General features: G+C 43.5%; 17 protein-coding genes. 6 read left to right on the top strand and 11 right to left on the bottom strand.

Annotated elements, in window-relative coordinates:
• Positions 1-33 precede the first annotated feature (33 nt).
• From nuoF to hexA, 6 genes are all read right to left on the bottom strand, one after another.
• Positions 34-1398 carry an NADH-quinone oxidoreductase subunit NuoF gene (nuoF, locus tag V2H77_RS13445; protein ID WP_132347247.1) on the bottom strand — a complete coding sequence of 455 codons (1365 nt, stop codon included), beginning with the start codon at positions 1396-1398 and terminating at the stop codon, positions 34-36.
• On the bottom strand, positions 1395-1943 hold the full coding sequence (gene nuoE, locus V2H77_RS13440; RefSeq protein ID WP_049584765.1) for an NADH-quinone oxidoreductase subunit NuoE: 549 nt from the start codon (positions 1941-1943) through the stop codon (positions 1395-1397). Before nuoE ends, nuoF begins: the two co-directional genes overlap by 4 nt.
• Before the next feature lie 2 nt (positions 1944-1945).
• On the bottom strand, positions 1946-3745 hold the full coding sequence (gene nuoC / locus V2H77_RS13435; RefSeq protein WP_341499206.1) for an NADH-quinone oxidoreductase subunit C/D: 1800 nt from the start codon (positions 3743-3745) through the stop codon (positions 1946-1948).
• 118 nt (positions 3746-3863) lie between these two features.
• Entirely contained in the window at positions 3864-4538 is a 675-nt protein-coding gene (locus tag V2H77_RS13430; protein ID WP_011147305.1) for a NuoB/complex I 20 kDa subunit family protein, read from the bottom strand.
• 17 nt (positions 4539-4555) lie between these two features.
• The gene (locus V2H77_RS13425) at positions 4556-5005 is read right to left on the bottom strand and encodes an NADH-quinone oxidoreductase subunit A (protein WP_011147306.1); all 450 of its coding nucleotides are present in this window, start codon (positions 5003-5005) and stop codon (positions 4556-4558) included.
• Positions 5006-5711: 706 nt separating this feature from the next.
• On the bottom strand, positions 5712-6641 hold the full coding sequence (gene hexA / locus V2H77_RS13420) for a transcriptional regulator HexA (RefSeq protein ID WP_265379588.1): 930 nt from the start codon (positions 6639-6641) through the stop codon (positions 5712-5714).
• A gap of 812 nt (positions 6642-7453) precedes the next feature.
• Between hexA and V2H77_RS13415 the strand changes: the two genes are divergently transcribed.
• Positions 7454-8668 carry a pyridoxal phosphate-dependent aminotransferase gene (locus V2H77_RS13415; RefSeq protein ID WP_341499205.1) on the top strand — a complete coding sequence of 405 codons (1215 nt, stop codon included), beginning with the start codon at positions 7454-7456 and terminating at the stop codon, positions 8666-8668.
• Positions 8669-9487: 819 nt separating this feature from the next.
• Positions 9488-10081 carry a 5'-deoxynucleotidase gene (gene yfbR, locus V2H77_RS13410; RefSeq protein WP_341499204.1) on the top strand — a complete coding sequence of 198 codons (594 nt, stop codon included), beginning with the start codon at positions 9488-9490 and terminating at the stop codon, positions 10079-10081.
• Here yfbR and V2H77_RS13405 read toward each other — a convergent pair.
• Positions 10078-11910, bottom strand: coding sequence for an SLC13 family permease (locus V2H77_RS13405; RefSeq protein ID WP_341499203.1), 1833 nt, complete (start codon positions 11908-11910; stop codon positions 10078-10080). The genes yfbR and V2H77_RS13405 overlap by 4 nt on opposite strands.
• A 118-nt stretch (positions 11911-12028) precedes the next feature.
• Positions 12029-12484 carry a terminus macrodomain insulation protein YfbV gene (gene yfbV, locus V2H77_RS13400; RefSeq protein ID WP_341499230.1) on the bottom strand — a complete coding sequence of 152 codons (456 nt, stop codon included), beginning with the start codon at positions 12482-12484 and terminating at the stop codon, positions 12029-12031.
• Positions 12485-12874: 390 nt separating this feature from the next.
• Between yfbV and ackA the strand changes: the two genes are divergently transcribed.
• Together ackA and pta are read left to right on the top strand one after the other, a co-directional pair.
• On the top strand, positions 12875-14077 hold the full coding sequence (gene ackA, locus V2H77_RS13395; RefSeq protein ID WP_341499202.1) for an acetate kinase: 1203 nt from the start codon (positions 12875-12877) through the stop codon (positions 14075-14077).
• A gap of 87 nt (positions 14078-14164) precedes the next feature.
• Complete coding sequence (gene pta / locus V2H77_RS13390) at positions 14165-16294, top strand: phosphate acetyltransferase (protein ID WP_341499229.1); 2130 nt, start codon at positions 14165-14167, stop codon at positions 16292-16294.
• Between the two features lie 713 nt (positions 16295-17007).
• Here the strand turns inward: pta and V2H77_RS13385 are convergent.
• Positions 17008-17634 carry a helix-turn-helix domain-containing protein gene (locus V2H77_RS13385; protein ID WP_341499201.1) on the bottom strand — a complete coding sequence of 209 codons (627 nt, stop codon included), beginning with the start codon at positions 17632-17634 and terminating at the stop codon, positions 17008-17010.
• 769 nt (positions 17635-18403) lie between these two features.
• Here V2H77_RS13385 and V2H77_RS13380 point away from each other — a divergent pair.
• A complete protein-coding gene (locus V2H77_RS13380) occupies positions 18404-19762 on the top strand; it encodes a VRR-NUC domain-containing protein (protein ID WP_341499200.1) in 1359 nt (452 codons plus the stop codon).
• 14 nt (positions 19763-19776) lie between these two features.
• Positions 19777-20928, top strand: coding sequence for a type VI immunity family protein (locus V2H77_RS13375; protein WP_341499199.1), 1152 nt, complete (start codon positions 19777-19779; stop codon positions 20926-20928).
• A gap of 272 nt (positions 20929-21200) precedes the next feature.
• Here V2H77_RS13375 and V2H77_RS13370 read toward each other — a convergent pair whose 3' ends face one another.
• Positions 21201-21857, bottom strand: coding sequence for a hypothetical protein (locus V2H77_RS13370; RefSeq protein WP_341499198.1), 657 nt, complete (start codon positions 21855-21857; stop codon positions 21201-21203).
• Between the two features lie 536 nt (positions 21858-22393).
• A complete protein-coding gene (locus tag V2H77_RS13365; RefSeq protein WP_341499196.1) occupies positions 22394-23050 on the bottom strand; it encodes a hypothetical protein in 657 nt (218 codons plus the stop codon).
• Positions 23051-23263 lie beyond the last annotated feature (213 nt).

Genomic DNA, 23263 nt, shown 5'->3' with positions numbered 1-23263 from the left:
ATCAAAAATTCTGCTAATTTCGTGAAAAACCCATTACCAACGCTGTTTCAACAGGTTTGACTGGATACCCGCAATGAAATGAGTGTTGCCATAGTCTTTGGTCACAATTCCAGCTTCGAATTCATCACGGAAATATTTGATGGCGCTCTGTAGTGGTTCCACGGCCCCTGGTGCGTGAGCACAAAATGTATTACCTGGCCCAAGGAAGCGACAGAGCTGTTCCAACGTTTCAATATCCCCCGGTTGCCCTTCCCCACGCTCAATTGCACGCAGGATTTTCACGCTCCACGGCAACCCGTCACGGCATGGAGTACACCAGCCGCAAGATTCACGGGCAAAGAACTCTTCAAGATTACGGGTTAAAGAAACCATGTTAATTTCATGGTCAACCGCCATTGCCAAGGCAGTACCCAAACGGCTGCCCGCTTTGGCGATATTTTCAAAATCCATTGGCAGATCCAAATGTTCAGCGGTCAGGAAGTCAGTCCCTGCACCGCCTGGCTGCCAGGCTTTGAATTTCAGGCCGTCACGCATACCGCCGGCATAATCTTCAAGAATTTCACGGGCAGTCGTACCAAATGGCAATTCCCACAAGCCCGGATTTTTCACCCGACCGGAGAACCCCATCAGTTTGGTGCCGGCATCTTTACTCTTGCCCGCACTTAGACCGATATACCACTCTTTGCCGTAGTCGAGAATTGAAGGAACGTTGCACAAGGTTTCAACGTTGTTGACGCAAGTAGGCTTACCCCATGCGCCGGAAGTGGCTGGAAATGGCGGCTTTGAGCGAGGATTTGCTCGGCGACCTTCCAGTGAGTTAATCAGCGCGGTTTCTTCACCACAAATATAACGCCCTGCGCCGGTATGAACAAACAGCTCAAAATCAAAGCCGCTGCCCATAATATTTTTCCCCAACCAACCCGCCGCCTTAGCTTCTTCGATGGCTTTACGCAGATGCACCGCCGCTTCCACATATTCGCCACGCAAGAAGATATAGCCACGATAAGCTTTCAAAGCGAACGCACTGATCAACATCCCTTCCACCAGCAGGTGAGGAAGTTGTTCCATCAGCAAGCGATCTTTGTAAGTACCCGGCTCCATTTCATCTGCGTTACATAGCAGATAACGGATATTCATGCTTTCATCTTTCGGCATCAGGCTCCACTTCAAACCAGTAGAGAAACCTGCGCCGCCACGGCCTTTCAGCCCGGCGTCTTTTACCAAAGAAACCACTTCATCCGGGGACATGCTTTTCAGTGCTTTTTCAGCGCCACGATAACCATTTTTGCTACGGTACTCATCCAGCCATACCGGTTGTTTATCATCCCGTAAACGCCAGGTAAGAGGATGGTTTTCCTCAGTAAGAATAATTTCTTTTATTCCTGAATATGCTGTCATGGATACTGCTCCAGTAACTTCTCAATCTCTTCAGGTCTGACAGAACTGTGCGTATCGTCATCGATCATCATGGTCGGACCTCTGTCACAGTTACCCAGACAACAGGTTGGCAACAGCGTAAAACGACCATCTTTCGTCGTCTGCCCCGGACAGATATTCAGATGTTTTTCAATCGCAGCCTGAACATCCTGATAACCGGTAATATGACAAACCACGCTATCGCAATAACGAATAATATGGCGGCCCACAGGTTGACGATAAATCTGGCTGTAGAATGTTGCCACACCTTCCACATCACTGGCGGGAATACCAAGCACATCAGCAATCGCGTAAATGGCGCCATCCGGCACCCAACCACGATGTTTCTGTACAATTTTCAATGCTTCTATCGAAGCGGCGCGCGGATCTTCGTAGTGGTGTTTTTCATGCTCAATGGCATCGTGCTCTTCGGTACTCAGCACAAAATCTGCTTTTGCCTGAGACTCTGTTACGTTAACCACATCAAGGCGCGCTTGTTGAGCACTCGCGTTAATTTCACTTTGCATAGTTAGCGATCCACATCAGACATAACAAAATCGATACTGCCCAGATACACGATCAGGTCAGAGACTAAGCCACCGCGGATTACCGATGGGATCTGCTGCAAATGCGGATAACTCGGTGTACGAACGCGGGTACGGTAACTCACTGTACTGCCGTCGCTGGTGAGGTAATAGCTGTTGATGCCTTTGGTGGCCTCAATCATTTGGAAAGATTCATTTGCCGGCATTACTGGCCCCCATGACACTTGCAAAAAGTGGTTAATCATGGTTTCGATATGCTGCAAAGTACGCTCTTTCGGTGGCGGCGTCGTCAGTGGGTGATCGGCTTTGAATGGACCTTCCGGCATATTATCCAGACACTGTTTCAAGATTCGCAAGCTCTGACGCACTTCTTCCACTTTCAACATCACGCGGTCATAACAGTCGCCGTTATTACCAATCGGCACGTCGAAATCGAAATTTTCATAGCCGGAGTATGGGCGCCATTTACGCACATCAAACGCAATGCCCGTCGCCCGCAAACCCGCTCCCGTGGTGCCCCATTCAAGGGCTTGTTTGGAATTATAAGCGGCAACCCCGATAGAACGGCCTTTCAGAATGCTGTTTTTCAGCGCTGCTTTCACATAGGAATCAAGGCGTTTAGGCATCCAGTTCAGGAAATCGCGCAATAATCTATCCCAACCACGCGGTAAGTCATGAGCAACGCCGCCAATGCGGAACCATGCAGGGTGCATACGGAAACCGGTAATCGCCTCCACCAGATCATACACTTTCTGTCGGTCAGTAAAGGCGAAGAATACCGGCGTCATCCCGCCGACGTCCTGAATAAAAGTGGAAATGTACAGAAGGTGACTGTTAATACGGAACAATTCCGACAACATAACACGAATGGTCTTTACCCGGTCAGGCACTTCAATACCCGCCAGTTTCTCCACCGCCAACACATAAGGCATTTCGTTAACACAACCGCCTAAGTATTCAATACGGTCTGTATAGGGAATATAACTGTGCCAAGATTGGCGCTCTCCCATCTTCTCCGCGCCGCGATGGTGGTAGCCGATATCCGGCACGCAATCAACAATCTCTTCACCATCCAGTTGAAGAATGATACGGAATGCGCCATGAGAAGAGGGATGGTTAGGACCAAGGTTAAGGAACATAAAGTCCTCATTCTCGGTACCTCGTTTCATTCCCCACTCTTCTGGTTTGAAAGTCAGCGCTTCCATTTCCAGATCTTCTTTCTGTCTGGTCAATTCGAAAGGATCAAATTCTGTCGCACGAGCGGGATAATCCTTCCGCAGCGGATGCCCTTCCCAAGTCGGCGGCAACATAATGCGGCGCAGGTTTGGATGGCCGTTAAAGACAATGCCGAACATTTCCCATGTTTCACGCTCATACCAGTTGGCATTTGGGAACAGAGGAGTTGCAGTCGGCAGATTCAAGTCTTTTTCACTGAGTGCAACCTTCAACATAATATCGCGGTTACGCTCAATAGAAAGCAGGTGATAAAACACAGAAAAATCTGCCTCCGGCAGACCCTGGCGGTGAGTACGCTGACGCTCATCCATGCCATGCAAATCAAACAGCATGACATAAGGTTTAGGCAGCTTCTTCAGGAAAGTTATTACTTCCAGTAATTGTTCACGCTTTACCCAGACAACTGGCAAACCAGTACGGGTTGGCTGAACGGTAAAGGCATCCGGGCCGAAGTGGTTACGCAGCTCACTCACCACCGGATCATCAAGATGGTCGTGAGTTTGCCACGCAGGCCGGGCGCTTTCTTGCGCTATCTGATCTATCATCATTTTTCACCACAACGCTTTGATCAGTGTTCGTTTTGATCAGGATTAGTATCGCAACACATTGCTCTGGTTACATTTATTAGGCTACTTTAGTCACGCCTACTGTCTAAAAGACAGATTCTTAAACTTCGTCTGGCGTACGCAGATTTTTCACTGCAATACGTTCCCCGTGCTTACGTTCTCTTTCTGACTGCATATTGGCACGGTAAACCCCTTGATCTCCCACCACCCAAGACAGCGGACGACGCTCTTTGCCGATTGATTCCTGTAACAACAGCAGAGCTTGCATATAAGCTTCAGGACGGGGAGGACAGCCAGGAATATAAACATCAACGGGGATAAACTTATCGACGCCTTGAACTACAGAGTAAATATCGTACATACCGCCAGAGTTGGCGCAAGCTCCCATAGAGATAACCCACTTCGGCTCAAGCATCTGGTCATATAAACGCTGAATAACCGGCGCCATTTTGGTAAAACAGGTTCCAGCAACCACCATAAAATCCGCTTGGCGGGGTGATGCACGTAAAACTTCAGCGCCAAAACGAGCGACATCATGAACAGCGGTAAATGATGTGGCCATTTCCACATAACAGCAGGAAAGACCAAAGTTGTAGGGCCACAGGGAGTTTTTACGTCCCCAATTCACCATATCATGCAGAGCATGCTCCAGTTTGCCCATGTAAACACTACGGTGGACATGCTGCTCCAGTGGGTCTGCGACAATTTCTTGTTTTTGCAGGGGATAACGGTCATTCTCACCGTTCGGATCTATGCGGGTGAGCGTATAATCCATCTTTAAATGCCTCGCTATTACTGCGGATGACTATTGTTAATGTTAATCACAACACTTGGTTTACTTACCTGGCGGCTTGAACGAGATGGCGTCCAATTCAGCGCCCCAATACGCACCAGATAAAACAAGCCTGCGAGTAACACCAAAATGAAAATGCTTGCTTCGATAAAGCCTAACCAGCCACTCTCTTTGATAGAGACTGACCATGCATATAAAAACAAAGCTTCAACATCGAAGATGACAAAGAACATAGCGACCAGATAGAACTTGGCCGACATACGGAGACGAGCACTACCGACAGAATCAATACCGGATTCATAAGGGACATGTTTTGCCCGGGCTTTCGCTCTTCCGCCCAAGAAAAATGCCCCTAACAGCATCAAAGCACACAGACCGAAAGCACCTAAAAGAAATACCGCGAATGCCCAGTGATGGGCAAAGAGTTCAGTGGATGTTGACATACTCATTGCTTACTCATCAAAAGTGGTGTCAAAAGTGTCTGCTCTTTTATCTGGCAGTGTTGCACCACATCGATTCAAGGGAAGGGGTAACAACCAAATCTGAAACACTGCTAATCAATGATTGATGGAGTGAATCTTCTTGGTTTTTACTCCTCTCAACAATATTTTGTCTGTTTTGACAAAATTAATCTAACATTTATTTACAAACAACAAACTTAGTCTTAACGGATCGTGCTACCGCACAGCTAAAACGTGTCAGTCAACTGGCATGCGAACAGCGGCGGAAGCTAGTTTAACCGATAACTCGCTTTTACTACATCATTATCTCAGGAAAAACCTGCCTTTCCACTGCTACATAGGGAGTATTTCTTTGATCAAGTACACAATTCGACAGAAAAAAATTTTACTGCTGCTGATAATTCATTCAAATCTGAAGAAATTATATTTTTTACCCATTAGCAACAAGAAAAGTTCTGGTTCACTATAGAAATTCTTATTTCATCAATTCAGCGAATTATTACTTTGTTAACAATATAACAATTTGTTAACCAAATCAGGGGGGTGTTAAGAAAAATGCCACCGTATATTTAATGATTACGATAACAACAAAATAAGATGAATTTAGTTGATGATTGCTTATAAATATATCCAGGGAGCTAATACCTCCTTCCGTCCATAATGGAGGTATTAGCAAAGACAAGTGTTTCAGATATTACTCATCAATAATATCGTCATCATCAGGAAGTTCTTCAGAAACACCCGAGATCGTGTATGGCGTTTTCTTATTCTCTATTGCACTAAAAACCGTCAGAACAGATTCATTCTGTTCATTGCTATGTCTATACAGAGAGAATTGGGTTTCAGGCAAACGAGGAAGCCCTTCACTTTCTCCTAAAATACGCAGATCAGCATTTTGCATTTCCAGAGGACGGGCAGTAATACCGACTTCCGCATTCACTGCCGTGCGAACTGCCGACAAAGAAGCGGCTTCGTAAGCAATCCGCCACGATACCCCCACTTCATCCAGCGTATCCAACGCCAACTGACGGAATGGGTTGGTTTCATCCATCACAACCAATGGCACAGGTTCATTTGATTGTAACTGGAAATCAGGAGCGCAATGCCATAATACCGGTGTTGAGCGTAGAACAGTCCTTGGATGATGACTGATTTTCGCGGTTGTGAGCGCCAAATCGATCTCATGGTTATCCAGCATACTTTCAATAAATTGAGTACGCTTTATACGGACATCTATTGCCATCCGCGGATAAACAGAAGCGATACGATTTAACAAAAAAGGGAGCAGTGTATCCACCGTATCGTCGGATGCACCGATTCTTAGTTCGCCTTCCGCATCGCTATAGGTTAATGATGCGCTGGCATCATCATTAGCGCGCAGAATTTGTCTTGCATAACCAAGAAGTTGAAGACCATGCTCTGTAAGAAGCTTATTACGGCCATGACGGGCAAACAGCTCTCTGCCCACCAACTGCTCCAAACGTTGCATTTGCTGACTTACAGCCGATTGCGTTCTGCATACTGCTGCTGCTGCTGCTGCAAAAGTATTTAAATCAGCAACAGCAACAAAAGTTCTTAGCAGATCGAGATCGAGATTCATTATCGGACGATTTGCATTTATCATTGTTTATTCATCACTTTTTTTTGATTTTAATTACTAACTAACCTGGTGTTTTTACGTAAGCACTATCAAATTAAATTAACATCGCTTAGACAGTACTCTACTCTATTAAATAGGGCAAAGATTTACTGCTGTTTTTTTACCTATTGAACCCATTGCGGGTTTTATTTTCTCCTCTCTCTTAGCAAAAGTTACTCGGATTCCTAAATAAATTGAGGACAATCCCTATTTACAACACCCTATATGTGATTTCTAGTTTGGTTATTTTGTTTTCTGACTCACGTCAAAGAATAACATAAGTTATATCAGAAAAACTAAATATAAAGTAAAAATCTACAATATCACTAATGTTTAATAATCCTATTCAGATAAATTTACAACTAGTTTCCAGAAATGATCAAAAATATTGTTCGATCTTTCTAAAATATATAGTTCTGAATTGCCAATTCAAGGCAAATCTTATACATAAGAATAAATTATACAAACACAACAATTTTTATTGGCAAATTGAGCGATGCTCATTTTCTCCCCACAATGGTGCAACCAGACTGTTATCACGTTAAAAACGCGCCATTTCCACACTAGAAAACACCGACAATTCAGATTATAAATTTAATCTTGTAAATAAATTCAGAATTTAACGCTAACATAATTTGCATAAAAAGATACTCAAATAACAACTTCCCTACTAAAACAACCATTTTAACCAAATATATCAAGGCATCTTCAAAACATTCAGCGGGAAGAGTACATTAAATGTTACACACTATGTGCCAGGCGACCTCTTTTTTTGCCAAGATAAGGTAAGACTCTCTATGCTAGCAGTTAAAAAATCCAGCAAATTGGATAATGTTTGTTATGACATCCGCGGCCCCGTACTCAAGGAAGCTAAACGCCTTGAAGAAGAAGGTAATAAAGTCCTCAAATTAAATATTGGTAATCCAGCCCCCTTTGGTTTTGAAGCGCCAGATGAAATCTTGGTAGATGTTATCCGTAACTTACCAACCGCGCAGGGTTATTCAGATTCGAAAGGTCTGTATTCTGCACGCAAAGCTATCATGCAACATTATCAAGCCCGAAATATGATGGACGTGACTGTTGAAGATATTTATATCGGCAATGGCGTTTCTGAATTAATCGTTCAGGCAATGCAAGCATTACTGAATACCGGTGATGAAATGCTGGTTCCTGCGCCTGATTATCCTCTCTGGACTGCGGCAGTTTCACTTTCCAGCGGTAAAGCCGTACATTATATGTGTGATGAAGGATCAGATTGGTTTCCTGACTTAAACGATATCCGTAACAAAATTACGCCCCGTACACGTGGGATTGTGATTATTAACCCTAATAATCCAACGGGTGCTGTATATAGTAAAGAATTGCTATTAGAAGTTGTTGAAATAGCCCGTCAACATAATTTGATTATTTTTGCTGATGAGATTTACGACAAAATCTTATATGACGATGCACAGCATCATTCAATTGCCGCACTCGCCCCTGATCTGTTAACGGTAACATTTAACGGGCTATCGAAAACATACCGGGTAGCCGGTTTTCGTCAAGGCTGGATGGTATTAAACGGCCCGAAGAAACACGCCAAGAGCTATATTGAAGGTTTGGAGATGCTGGCATCAATGCGTTTATGCGCCAATGTGCCAATGCAACATGCTATTCAAACTGCCTTAGGTGGTTACCAAAGTATCAGTGAATTCATTTTACCTGGTGGTCGTTTGTATGAGCAGCGTAACCGAGCATGGGAATTAATTAATCAAATCCCCGGCGTTTCCTGTGTAAAACCCAAAGGCGCTTTATATATGTTTCCCAAAATTGATACGAAGCGCTTTAATGTTCACGATGACCAAAAGCTGGTACTTGACCTTTTATTACAAGAGAAGGTTTTGTTAGTGCAAGGAACCGCATTTAACTGGCCGGAACCTGACCATTTCCGTATCGTGACGCTACCAAGGCTTGATGAACTGGAGATGGCAATTCAGAAATTCGCTCGATTTATTGGCAAATATCATCAGTAAAAATAATCTCCGTTCACAGAAAGAGATGACTGATAACGGAGATTATTCATACCATGCGTTCTATCGGTGTAGAAGAAAACCTATTTCTTCTATTCCGATAAATCTAGTCTGTCCGATAAATCTAGTCTGTCCGATAAATCTAGCCTGCCCGTTTTTTCCTCACTGATGAAAACCTCCCCGGTCAAAGAAAAATCCTTGATAACCATTTCCATAACTTTCCTTATTGATACCAAATGATGACTCTCTGCCAAATAAGACCAATAAATTTTCATCTTTTACCGGTAACACAGACTAATTTTTTTATTTTATCGGGGACTTTTGCAGTGATTATATAAGGCATTAGCAAGATACAAAAGAATTAAACATTGCATGTATTAAACTTGATAAAAGAGAACACCTGAATAAATAACAAACTATTGTAAATTATATGAAATTTTTGTATATAAATTGTATGTAAAATGGAGTGGAAAAATAAATTTCTTTAAAAAAAATATCCATTACGATTATAACATTGCCAGTTAATGGCAAATGTAAACTAATCATGTCACTAATCACTATACGGTCTGGATACCCGTTTTAATGCATACCCGATAAACAGCACATTTCCCTCATATACCCAATGGATTTCAAGATGCATCGCGACGGCAAGGGAGCGAATCCCCGGGAGCATAGAGAACTATGTGACCGGGGTGAGTGAGAGCAGCCAACAAAGAGGCAACTTGAAAGATGACGGGTATAAAAATAAGAAACGATTTTAAGGTTTACTTTACCCCAACACACCGCTCACAATAAAAGCAATGTTTACTGTAAGAGATGATTATGAGCCACTTTTTTGCCCACCTTTCCCGTCTGAAACTGATTAACCGTTGGCCTCTGATGCGCAATGTACGTACAGAAAATGTGTCCGAACATAGCCTACAGGTAGCCTTTGTCGCACATGCCTTAGCCATTATCAAAAACCGCAAATTTGGCGGCAACGTGAACGCTGAACGCATTGCGTTGCTGGCTATGTATCACGACGCCAGCGAAGTTATCACCGGAGATTTACCCACCCCGGTCAAATATCACAATCCACATATCGCACGGGAATACAAAAAGATAGAAAAAATCGCGCAGAAAAAATTACTAGAAATGCTACCAACAGAGCTGCAAGAGGATTTCCGTCCAATTCTGGATGACAGCCAGCATACAGCAGAAGAAACTTTTATCATTAAGCAAGCCGATTCCCTGTGTGCTTACCTGAAATGTCTGGAAGAATTATCAGCAGGTAACCATGAATTCAATCTGGCGAAAGCCCGGCTTGAAAAAACCCTGGCTGATCGTCACAGCCAGGAGATGGATTACTTTATGCAGGTTTTTGTACCGGGGTTCAGCTTGTCATTGGACGAAATTAGTCTCGACATTCCACATTAAAATGGAAACAACCAAGGAATGACCAGTACACTAATCACCATTACCAGCACGGTAAATGGCACCCCCAACCGGACAAAATCGGAGAACTTATAACCACCGGGGCCAAGAACTAGCGTATTGACTGGGGATGAAACTGGAGTCATAAATGCGGCGGAAGCCGCCACACCAATAATCATGGCAAATGGCATGGGAGATACTGCCATTTCACGTGCGGCAGCAATGGCTATCGGCGCCATTAATACCGCCGTTGCCGTATTAGAAATAAACAAACCGATCACGGCACAAAGTACAAACAGACATACCAACATCACCCTCGGCCCCATATCACCCGCAATATCCATCAGGCCACGGACAATCAGAGCAATCCCGCCGGTTTTCTGTAATGCCAGCGCAAACGGCATCATCCCGACAATCAGGATAATACTGGGCCAATGAATAGAACGGTACGCACTTTCCATATCAATACAGCGGAATTTTCCCATCAACAGGCAAGCTATCAATGCGGCAATCACATTAGGTATTTCATCGGTAAGCATCATGGCTACCATGAGCGCCAAACTAAAAAGCGCATGTGGCGCTTGAGACGTTGCCGGGGCCACTTCTTCGATCTCAACCGGTAGATTGAGGACAATAAAATCGCGCATTTTGGTTTTCAGGACACGGATCAATTTCCAGTCACCAATAACCAGCAAAATATCCCCAAGTTGTAGTGGCTCATCGACCAGCTTACCCGACAACGATTCACCGTCACGTCGAATACCAACAACATTCAAACCATAACAGGTACGAAAACTTATTTCCCGCAGCGACTTACCCAATAAATCCGATTCTGGGATCAGAGAAACTTCCGCCATCCCCACGTTACGAGATTGTTCAGAAAAATATTCTCCACGCAGCACCATCGGTTCTAATAATTGCTCACTGCAAAATTGACGCAGATCCACCTCACCGTCTGACATATCAACCAGTAATACATCCTGCGCTCTCAATTCGGTATTGCCCATCGCACTGACCATAACGCGCCGGAAACGCCGCCAACGCTCAATACCAACGACATTAGCCCCATAGCGGACACGCAAATTCGACTCATCAAGAGAGAGGCCAATCAACGGGGAACCCGGGCGGATCGCCAGACGACGCGCGCGACCTGATAATTTATAGTCGCGAATAAGGTCACGGAAAGTGCGGCGATTCCATTTGTCATGGCCTTTATCCGACTGATCATTTCCCAGCCAATGACGAGCGATCAGCATATAACCGATACCGGCGAACAGAATCAAAACACCAATGGGTGTAATAGAGAAGAATTTGAAACCGGAAAGCCCTTCCCGTATCAACTCACTGTTAATCACCATATTGGGCGGCGTCGCTACCAATGTCATCATGCCGCTGATAAGCCCGGCAAAACTCAAAGGCATCATCAACCGCCCCGGCGAAATTTTCATTCTTGCCGCCACACTGAGCACCACAGGAATGAAAATCGCGACCACGCCCGTAGAGCTCATAAAAGCGCCAAGCCCCGCCACAGTCAGCATCAGTAACGCCAACATTTTGGTTTCACTGTTTCCGGCAACCCTTACCAGCCAGTCCCCCATTTGATAAGCAACGCCAGTCCTTACCAATCCCTCGCCAATAACAAACAGGGCAGCTATCAGCAACACATTGGGATCGCTGAAACCGCTGGTCGCTTCACTTAGCGTCAACGTTCCACTCATGACAAACGCGATAATCACCAATAATGCGACAATGTCCATACGCAGTTTACTGGCGGTAAAAAGAACAATAGCTATCAACAGCAGGGTCAATACCCACAAGAGTTCGCTATTCAAAATGGCCTCTATCAACAAAGAAGAAGATATTAGTGTCGAAAACTTGGCTAGTAGACCATTTTATTGAGGGAAAATCTCCAGTTGCGATCAACAATATATCCACTTTTCATCATGAATCTTAAATATCATCAAGAAACGAACGATCGAGTTGTTTAAATGCGCGTTTCAACAGTTCTGCAAGAGATTGATAAGTTGGCGTTTGCTGCACAGGCGCCATTGCGATACCGGCTGCGGCAAATTTATCACGGATTTCATGAAACCATTTCAGCAATGCCGCCGGTAATGGCGTTGCTGCCCGTTTCCCCAACCACCATAACCCTTGCATCGGTAAACTACAGGCAAACAGTGCCGTCGCCACCGCGGGACCAAGCTGACCACCCAGTGCGATTTGCCATGTCAAAGTAAAAATAGCCAACGGCGGCATAAACCGGATACCAAAACGGGTCGCCTTAATAATCCGGTTTTCAGGAAACATGGGCGCCAATTGTTTCTCAATCGGCCAAGTCTTCATGTATTGCTGCCCCAGTTGCATCTTTCTCAACCATCCATTACTGGTGGGAGGTGTTACGCTCATCATGACCTCAATCAATTAAAAACACATTTTTTAAAAAAACATTGTAAATGATAAAATATTTTTTGTAGGATTAAGTATATTTTGTCTTTACTGCTGGCTATCGGTATCCTACATCCACTTTTGTGTTATACACAGCAGTAAAGCGACACATTTTACCTTTTTTACTGCATTTAGGTTCATTTTGTTAACAAATCACGCTATCTCTTAACATCATGGCTAGCAAAAAAGGTTTTTGAAAATCGAAACCTTATCATCATGCTCTTTGTACTTAGCATGATGTTAATCATTTAATGTCATCACCTTACGCGCTACGCTAATAAGTAATTGACGTTTTATTAATCACATGTCTTATCTGTAAGACTCAATGACAAACACGATATAGGTATTTCCATGTCAAGTAAGCTGGTACTGGTCCTCAATTGCGGTAGCTCTTCTCTGAAATTTGCTATCATCGATCCTGCTAACGGTGAAGAATATCTTTCTGGTCTAGCTGAATGTTTTAACCTGCCTGAAGCCCGCATTAAGTGGAAAATGGATGGCGCAAAACATGAAGCCGCTTTAGGTGCTGGTGCAGCCCACAGTGAAGCATTGAACTTTATTGTTAATACTATTCTGGCCGAAAAACCAGAACTTTCTGATCAAATCGCCGCAATCGGCCACCGCATTGTTCACGGCGGTGAAAAATTCACGGCATCCGTCACCATCAATGATGAAGTGATTCAAGGGATTAAAGACGCGGTTCCATTCGCGCCATTGCACAACCCTGCTCACCTGATTGGCATCGAAGAAGCGAAAAAAGGGTTCCCACACCTGACTGACAAAAACGTTGCCGTATTCGACACTGCGTTCCATCAGACCATGCCGGAAGAAGCTTACCTGTATGCCCTGCCATACAATCTGTACAAAGAGCACGGTATTCGTCGCTATGGCGCACATGGAACCAGCCACTTCTTCGTTTCCCGTGAAGCGGCGAAAACCCTCAACAAATCGGTTGAAGAGCTGAACGTTATCGTCTGCCATCTGGGTAATGGCGGTTCTATCTCTGCTATCGTTAATGGTCAGTGTGTTGACACCTCGATGGGATTGACGCCACTGGAAGGTCTGGTCATGGGTACTCGCAGCGGCGACATCGATCCGGCGATCATTTTCCATCTGCACGATTCACTGGGCATGAGCGTTGAACAAATCAACAAACTGTTGACCAAAGAATCTGGCCTGCTCGGTCTGACCGAAGTCACCAGTGATTGCCGTTATATAGAAGATAACTATGAAACCAAAGCCGATGCTAAACGCGCTATGGATGTTTATTGCCACCGTCTGGCTAAATACGTTGGCTCTTATTCCGCACTGATGGAAGGCCGTTTGGATGCTATTATCTTTACCGGCGGTATTGGTGAAAACTCCGCACTGGTTCGTGAGCTGGTACTGAAAAAACTGGCTCTGTTAGGTTTCGAATACGATCACGACCGTAACCTGGCGGCCCGCTTCGGTAAATCCGGCGCGATCACTACCGACAACAGCCGTCTTGCTTTGGTGATCCCAACCAATGAAGAATTAGTGATCGCTCAAGATGCAGCGCGCTTGACCGCGTAATAATTTTACTAACCGCCAGCCACTGCTGGCGGTACTATTTTTTGACCAACGAGCAACCGTAAAGAGGTTTCCGTGTCCCGTACAATTATGTTGATCCCTACTAGCACCAGCGTCGGCCTGACCAGTGTTAGTTTAGGTGTAATCCGCTCAATGGAGCAAAAAGGCGTTAGCCTGAGTGTTTTCAAACCTATCGCCCAATCCCGTTGCTGTGGCAACACCCAAGATCAAACCACGACCATCATCCGCTCTCATTCCAGCATAAAGACCGCTGAACCGCTGGATATGGCATATGTGGAATCTTTGCTGACAACCAATCAGAAAGATGTACTGATGGAAAAGATCGTGGCTCTTTACCACGAAAACACCAAAGATGCAGAAGTTATTCTGATTGAAGGTCTGGTTCCAACCCGCAAGCATTCATTCGCTCAGTCTCTCAACTATGAAATCGCCAAAACCCTGAATGCTGAAATCGTCTTCGTATTGGCGCTAGGCAACGACTCCCCGGAACAGTTGAAAGAACGTGTTGAACTGGCTCGTGCTGAATTTGGCGGCAGCAAAAACCAGAACATTACCGGTGTTATCATTAACAAACTCAATGCGCCGGTTGACGATCAAGGCCGTACCCGTCCGGATCTGTCAGAGATCTTTGATGAATCCTCAAAAGCTACCGTCTCTAACATCGATCCGAACACGCTGTTTAAAAATAGCCCATTGCCAATCTTGGGTTGCATTCCGTGGAGTTTTGACCTGATTGCAACTCGTGCCATTGATATGGCAAAACACCTGAACGCCCGTATTATCAACGAAGGCGCGATCAAAACCCGTCGTATTAAATCCGTAACTTTCTGCGCACGCAGCATTCCACACATGTTAGAGCACTTCCGCCCCGGCTCTCTGCTGGTCACTTCGGCTGATCGTCCAGATGTTCTGGTTTCAGCTTGTCTGGCGGCTATGAATGGGGTTGAAATCGGTGCGATTCTGCTGACTGGCGGCTATGCCATCGATGAACCGATTAAGCAATTGTGTGAACGTGCCTTCAACACTGGCTTGCCAGTCTTCATGGTTGATACCAACACCTGGCAGACTTCCCTGAGCCTGCAAAGTTTCAGCCTGGAAGTCCCGGTGGATGACCATGAACGTATCGAAAAGCTGCAAAACTACGTCGCACACCATATCAACAAAGAGTGGATCGATTCCCTGACAGCAAACTCTGAGCGCCCACACCGCCTCTCTCCACCGGCATTCCGCTATCAATTAACAGAACTGGCGCGCAAAGCAGGCAAACGCATTGTTCTGCCGGAAGGTGACGAACCTCGCACCGTGAAAGCGGCGTCTATCTGTGCTGATCGCGGTATCGCGCAATGTGTTCTACTGGGTGATCCAGAAGAGATCCGCCGGGTGGCCGCTGCTCAGGGCGTAGAACTGGGTGCAGGTATTGAAATTGTTGATCCAGTTGCTGTACGTGAGCGTTATGTCCCACGTCTGGTTGAACTGCGTAAAAACAAAGGCATGACCGAAGTCGTTGCACGTGAACAACTGGAAGACAACGTTGTTCTGGGTACGTTGATGCTGGAACAGGGCGAAGTTGATGGTTTGGTATCCGGTGCGGTACACACCACGGCAAATACTATCCGCCCACCATTGCAGTTAATCAAAACTGCACCGGGTAGCTCGCTGGTATCATCTGTATTCTTTATGCTACTGCCAGAACAAGTTCTGGTTTACGGTGACTGCGCAATCAATCCAGATCCGACTGCTGAACAACTGTCCGAAATCGCCATTCAGTCGGCAGATTCGGCTAAAGCATTTGGCATCGAACCACGCGTAGCCATGATCTCCTACTCTACCGGCAACTCCGGTGCCGGTAGTGATGTTGAAAAAGTTCGTGAAGCAACTCGTTTGGCGCAGGAAAAACGTCCAGACCTGATCATTGATGGTCCATTGCAGTACGACGCCGCAATTATGGCGGACGTAGCGAAATCCAAAGCGCCAAACTCACCGGTTGCCGGTCAAGCTACCGTGTTCATCTTCCCTGATCTGAACACCGGCAACACCACCTACAAAGCGGTACAACGCTCTGCGGATCTGGTTTCAATCGGACCAATGCTGCAAGGTATGCGCAAACCGGTGAACGATTTATCCCGTGGCGCTTTAGTAGACGATATTGTTTACACAGTTGCACTGACTGCGATTCAATCAGCACAGGGTGAAGCGTAACCGTTTCTTGTTCGCGCCAGTTAAATTAATAAGGTCTGACCTCATTAATAAGGTTCAGACCTTTAAATTTATTCTTCTGCGTTATATACCCGTTATCTTTCAAGTTGCCTCTTTGTCGGCCGCACTCACCCCGGCCACATAGTTATCTATGCTCCCGGGGATTAGCTCCCTTACCGTCGCGATCCATCTTGATATCCATAGGGTATAAACCTTACGCCAATCTTACTTGATGAAATTGGGCATAATTCAATCCGCTTGGTGATTTGTTTTAATTCAGTACAATTTAGAGAAGATTAAAGATCATAATCCGTAGCGGGTTATTTTCAGCACTAATAAGTTTAATCGCTAACACACAGCATACCAATATCAGCATCGGCTTGATTAAACGAGAGCCTATTTTAAAAGTTATATATACCCTTCATCTTTCAAGCTGCTGCTTTGTTGGCTGCTTTCACTCACCCCAGTCACATCGTTATCTATGCTCCTGGGGATTCGTTCACTTGCCGCCGCGCTGCAACTCGAAATCTATTAGGTACAATTGCTTTATCATCAATGACATTTATAGCACCAACCGGCAAGTGCTCTGCGCTTTATTCACCCAAGAGACAAAAACTTTCGATATAGGTATAAAATGCTGCACAAGGAGATTCTGTATCCCAATTTATCCGACTTGAATAATACAAAGTTGCCCCGCCAAACAGGGGTCTTTTATTTCAGCTTGCGATCTGATGACCCACTTGTGACGCAGCTCTCAACATCAAAGCCAGTTCGTTCTCGGAAGCATCGCTTTTCATCATAATATCAAGAGGTGTTCTATTGCAGGGTAATGGCGTCGTTAAAAAAGACATTTTCGACACTGGGTTAATGCCCACACCCATCACTTTCATGACATCTTCAAAGTAAGGCAAGACTCCGCCGGTAGTGAACTGGAATGTAGGAAAAACGTAATCACTGTTTTTTCTGAAAGCAAGCAACTTTCCGCTTTTCACTCTTATGTTAACAACCTGACGACTTATGCCGAGTATCTCAGCAACGTCTCCGGTTTTGATAGTTCCGCCCATTTTATCAAGTTCCTGATAGAACAGAGCCAAGTTTTCAGCGCGGCGTTTAAGCTTACGAAGTTCTCGTGCTGGAGTTCGGACTTTGTGTTCAAGTTGAGTCGTATATAATAGTTCAAGTAGTTCGCTATCACTTAGCGCCAGAGCATTTGTGGCCTGCGTTTTCTCTTTAAACTCAGGCAGTAATGATGTGAGCAATTTATCAAATCGCCGTTGCAAAAGGGACTGGTACTCATTAAGAGTCTCAGCATTTTTGCTGCGGTTTGTCAGTATCGTGTTCATAGCACCCCCTTACTTGCTTGACAATTATTGTATTTTCACATTATGGAATCGTCAAACTTATACCTAGAGGCAGATGGGTAAAAAATCAGAAATTTAATCGTGCCGCAGATATGATTTATCTGCACAAATTTAAGGTTGATAATTACATGGTAACAGAATAGAGGTTAAATCCTATTTTTAGGGATTTTTCGGTAATAATACATAAGCAACCTGAGCTTGCACTTCATTCGTTGATAATCATTGGTTAAATTCATTCCCTGTCTTATATGTAGTAGGTTTACAGCTAGTCCTTTTATCACCCGATATGCCTGTTCCAAGAGCAGAACTCTCGACCAAGAAGAAACCGATCTAAATTGAGGAACAAACATAGACAAAGTGAACTCTCTCGCCAAGGGTGGAGTGACTTTCATCGCATCAACACGCAAGAAGATGAAAACCAGAATGCTCACGTCACTGTAATGTAAAAGAATTCCTATTAGTGGTTTCAGGCGGATTGCTTATTTCCTTAAAAAGAGTAAAACGTCACTGAATATATCCTACTCGGAAAACAATTTCTTAATGACGAATTAAACTGAACTCAGATTAATTAAGTTAATTGAATACCTCATATATTTACACTATTAACTCTTTTTAACAAAAAATTACACATATTAAAACTATTAACCTTGATATCCATCAGATCAAAATATAAATTCACATTAATATTTGATCACAAAAGAGACAGGCGTAAATCAGGTATGAAAAATATGTCATTTACGGAGAAATAAGTATGGCAATATCCAACAGCGGTAAGATGTGCCCGACTGTAACCTCAATTAATTGCACGATGGAAATAGGCATCTTTCCCGCCGATGAAGATCCCTGTTATCTGGCAGAAAAAGCTGAGTATGCTCTGCGTATGCCCGCAATGATTATTACCAAACTGGGCGCTATTCGCTTTCTTAGTCAAGTCATTATGAGTGGATTGATTAAGGTTGAAGAACTTAAACATGACTTTTTATGGCCCTATAAAGCGGAAGTAGTGTTTGCTATCCGAGGGAAGCAAGATGTTCCTCTGCCTATGCTGGCGACCAGTCAAGCCTCTAAACAGCGTTATGGCGATAATTTACCGCAATCCAGCAACCCATTTGCCCGACCTTCTGCCGACGATGTGGAGAAATTTGGCGTTAAGCGTATTCGCCGCCCCGATATTATTTTGGTTAAAAATGAAGCTCTCCGCTGGCCGGGTAGAAATGCCACCTATTTCGATGGTTCTGTGCATCCCAATAATCTTAAAATGCTGATTGAGGTGAAATTTCCGGGGGATAAGCTTAGTGAAGATCAAGAAAAAGATTATATCCAGATTGCTACCCGCTCTCGCTTTGGTGTGATGCGTGTCAACGATAACCGCACAGAAGAGCAAAAACAGTATGATGAAGCGTGGAGAAAACATTATCAACCTAGTTCACAACACTATAAAAATCCGATACCACTGGCCCCGCTGCCGTCCGGTTCGCCGCCTGATGATAAAGCTTTACCCGCTCCTCCCGCAGAGGGCGTGCCGGGGACCATTCCTCAACCCCTGACAAAAAATCCACCGCTTCTCAGCACTTCCCGCTGGTCGTTTTTACCGAGCTATGAAGACTGGGTTGTCCTCGGGCAGGAAGTGGCGGGTCTGGCCGAAAATGGATTGAATTATGTCCGCGACAGTACCCGGGAGCTCCTTGCCAAATTTGGCACTTGGTTCAATCAAGCTGGCAAGTGGGTGTGTGAAGAGATTATTGATCCGATCACCCATCAAGTCAGCTACGCGTTTTCCTGGGTCAGTGAACAAACGGGGAAAATCGTGACCTGGACTGAGAATGAAATAAAAGCCCAATGGCAGACTGTGCAAGAAGGCTCAGATATCACCCTGGAGGAGCTAAAAAACATCAACTGGATGCAAATATTGAAAGAGGTAGGTGAAGGAATGCTGGAAATGGTTGTGATTATTGCCGACGTTGCCGTTGTTATCCTGGTCACCGTTGCCGTCGCTGCCGCGCTGATTGCACTGGTGGAAATTTTAGCTGCCGCCACCACAGTGAGCGCCACAGCATTAGCTACCGTTCTGGCAATATTAGCGAGTGTAACATTCGCTACCGCTTCATAATTAACGGAGAGAATATGGATACTTCAGATTACTTTGCTCAGTTGAGATCACAACTGACCTCTTTTCTTTTTCTCAATGGTGATGAACTGACGGTTTCCCGCCTGGGTCTCTCGATTACCCTGTTTTTTAAACAAGGCTACACCCAAGAAAAAAAACAGCGCATTCTGGCCTGTTATCGTCGCTTTCGCGAAGAGTTTGGTACTCACCTGCGTTTTCACAGTCATTCACTGAAAGGGTTAAGCAAATATTCACCGGAAAATATTATTAAGATAGAGGAAGGCATTCTCGCCAGGAAAAAAAATCAGCCTTGTGGTTGGGTCGTCAGTGATGCTAAAAACGAAGATGAAGCACCTCATTATCTAATGCGTTATCTGGATTCCGATGAGGATGATGGTGACGACAGTAGTTCTTACCTAAGTCTGGTGCTGCCTTGGGATTATTTAAAAAAACAAGAGGGCATGACTCACTTTATGGCCTGGCTGAATTTTCTATGTGAACAGCTTGAACCTGACTGGGGAGATTGTGGTTACTGTCTGGTCTTACCCAAAGACTACTATGATTATTTCCCTTTAGAGTACCAACTGGCTCTGCGCTACCCTTCCCTGCAAGTCAATTCCACTGTTCACACCACACTGGATGACTATGCTCACTCTATCAGAAGCATCAACTGGATCACCCTGCTGTCCAAACGCTTTGTAGAACGGTTGGGAGGAGAATCATGGATACGCCACACGCTGGCCCGTCACCGCTACCCGGATGTGGTGATTACTCCTTATACCAATGGTCTGATGATCCGGGCCGGTCAATACCCGGACTTAACGCCGCTGCCGGGCAGTGTCCCGGAGAGTTATTTTGCTATTAACCAACTGATACGTCCGATACGTTTTGTTCCGAGAGAAGGTGATTCACTGCATTTTTATGGGGAGGGTCATTTTAATGATATTTCCACACAAGCCTGGTATGCCCGTTATGACCGGGGACCGCTGCAAGTGACCCCTTTGAGAAGTAACCATCCGGCGCTAGTCAGCGGGATCTGGCAAACCGATAGCTTGCCCGGTCGGCAGTACTTCTTTGCTCAGGGAGCGATGGCTTTTGATGTTGAAGGCGCAGAGACGGGCACAACTGTATGGCATCTGATACGGGAAGCGGCGAATATGTGGGAATAACACAGAATAATGTATATACCCGTTATCTTTCAAGTTGCCTCTTTGTTGGCTGCACTCACTCACCCCGGTCGCATAGTTATCTATGCTCCCGGGGATTCGCTCCCTTGCCGCCGCGATGCATCTTGAAATCCATAGGGTATAGACTCTAGGCTGCACGTAATGAACTGCAAAAAATAATTTAATCGTGCCGCATATTGCGGCACTTTATATTTATCTGCACAAATTTAAGGTTGATAATTACATGGTAACAGAATAGATGTTACACCTTATTTTTATGGCTTTTTCGGTAACAATGCATAAGAAACTTGAGCTTGTATTTGATGTCCTGATAACCACCTGTTAAATACATTTCCTATTCCAATTCCCCTATATTCTGCATCACAACTTCCCGATGTTCCTGTCCTGCCAAGCCCATATGTCCCCCCACCTTCCGCTTTAGTACTACACCTATGTTGAGTTGTGAATTCGTTATATAACCAACCAGCTCCTTCTGTAGTGAATTCTATAGTAATTTTCGGCTTTTCATCTTTCGGATATTGTTTTGCATAATTATATTGAGGTGTAATTCCACAAAAGCTTTCTTCTGTAACACAAGGGATTGCATTATATCCATTTCGGTCTAATAATATATATTCATTTTTACCCATTCCTCTATACCAATACTTTGCTGTTTCTGCCTCAGAATCCTGATTATGAGTAGAAGTGTTATTTAACTCAACGTCATTTCTTTTTTCAAAATTGTTCGTATTCGCTCTAAGTTTGCAATTTTCATACATAGACATGACTTTAGTCTTTGCCAACCCATTTACCGTTATTGCGTTTTTTACCTGATTTCTAATGTTCTCCAGATCTTTCATACAGGCCATACTGAAACTACTCATCGCTAATAAAAGCGGGGCAATAAGTAAAACCTTTTTATTCAAACTCATATATCTCTCCTTGCTTTATTTATGGTTTTATCACTAAATGGAAAAAATTAACTTCGTTATTATTAAGTTGAAATACAATTTACGACATAAATAGTAATTTAAATCACAATTCAAACGCAAATAATAAATTAATAACAATAGAATATCACAATATAAATTATTTAATTAAATTAGTTATTATTGCCTCCATTAAATAAGGATAGATTATTAAATCAAAAAAACACAAATTACAGAATCATTAAATTGGAAAATATCTTATTTAAATACATAATAACCACTGATTTTTTATATCATAACAATCTAAATAACCTTCACAAGATTGCAATTATGCTCGATTATAAAATTTATAAAAAATAAAATAATTATTTATCACTATTGTAAAATATTTTTCAATGAAAATTTTTCTGCTATCTAACTGAACGCAATTAAATAAGAAAACAATTTAATCGTGCCGCATATTGCGGCACTTTATATTTATCTGCACAAATTTAAGGTTGATAATTACATGGTAACAGAATAGATGTTAAATCCTATTTTCAGGGATTTTTCGGTAATAATACATAAGCAACTTGAGCTTGTATTTTATTCGTTGATAACCATTTGTTAAATTCAGTCCCAGCATTATATTTAGGATCTTTACTATCCTTGCACTTCGTTCCTTTTTTACCAAGCCCATACGAAGATGCTCCAGCTTCCAGTTTATATTCACACTTATGTTTAGTTGTGAATTCATTATATAACCAACCAGATCCTTCTGTAGTGAACTCTATCATAATTTTTGGCTTTTTACCTTGCGGATATGGTTTTGCATAAGTATATTGAGGTGTAATTCCACAAAAGCTTTCTTTTATAACACAAGGAATTTCATTATATCCTTTTTCGTCTAATGATATATATTCCTTTTTACCCATCCCTCTATACCAATATTTTGCTGTCTTTATCTCATCATCCTGATTATAAGTAGAAGTGTTATTTAACTCAACGTCATTTCTTCTTTCAAAATTGTTCGTATTCGCTCTAAGTTTACAATTTTCATACATAGACATGACTTTAGTCTTTGCCAATTCATTTACCGTTATTGCGTTTTTTACCTGGTTTCTAATGTTCTCCGGATCTTTCATACAAGCCATGCTGAAACTGCTAATAGCCAATAAAAACGGCGAAATAAAGAAAACCTTTTTATTCAAATGCATATCTCTCTCCTTACTTAATTTATAGTTTTAGCACTAAATGGAACAAAAATTAACTTCGTTATTATTAAGTTGAAATACAATTTACGACATAAATAATAATTTAAATCACAATTCAAACGTAAATAATAAATTAATAACAATAGAATATCACAATATAAATTATTTAATTCAATTAGTTATTATTACCATCCTTAAATAAGGATAGATTATTAA

This window comes from Photorhabdus sp. P32, from assembly GCF_038085095.1.
Taxonomy (GTDB): Bacteria; Pseudomonadota; Gammaproteobacteria; order Enterobacterales; family Enterobacteriaceae; genus Photorhabdus; species Photorhabdus luminescens.
Note: the sequence above shows the minus strand (reverse complement) of the source record. Positions and strands in the feature narration are given on the sequence as shown.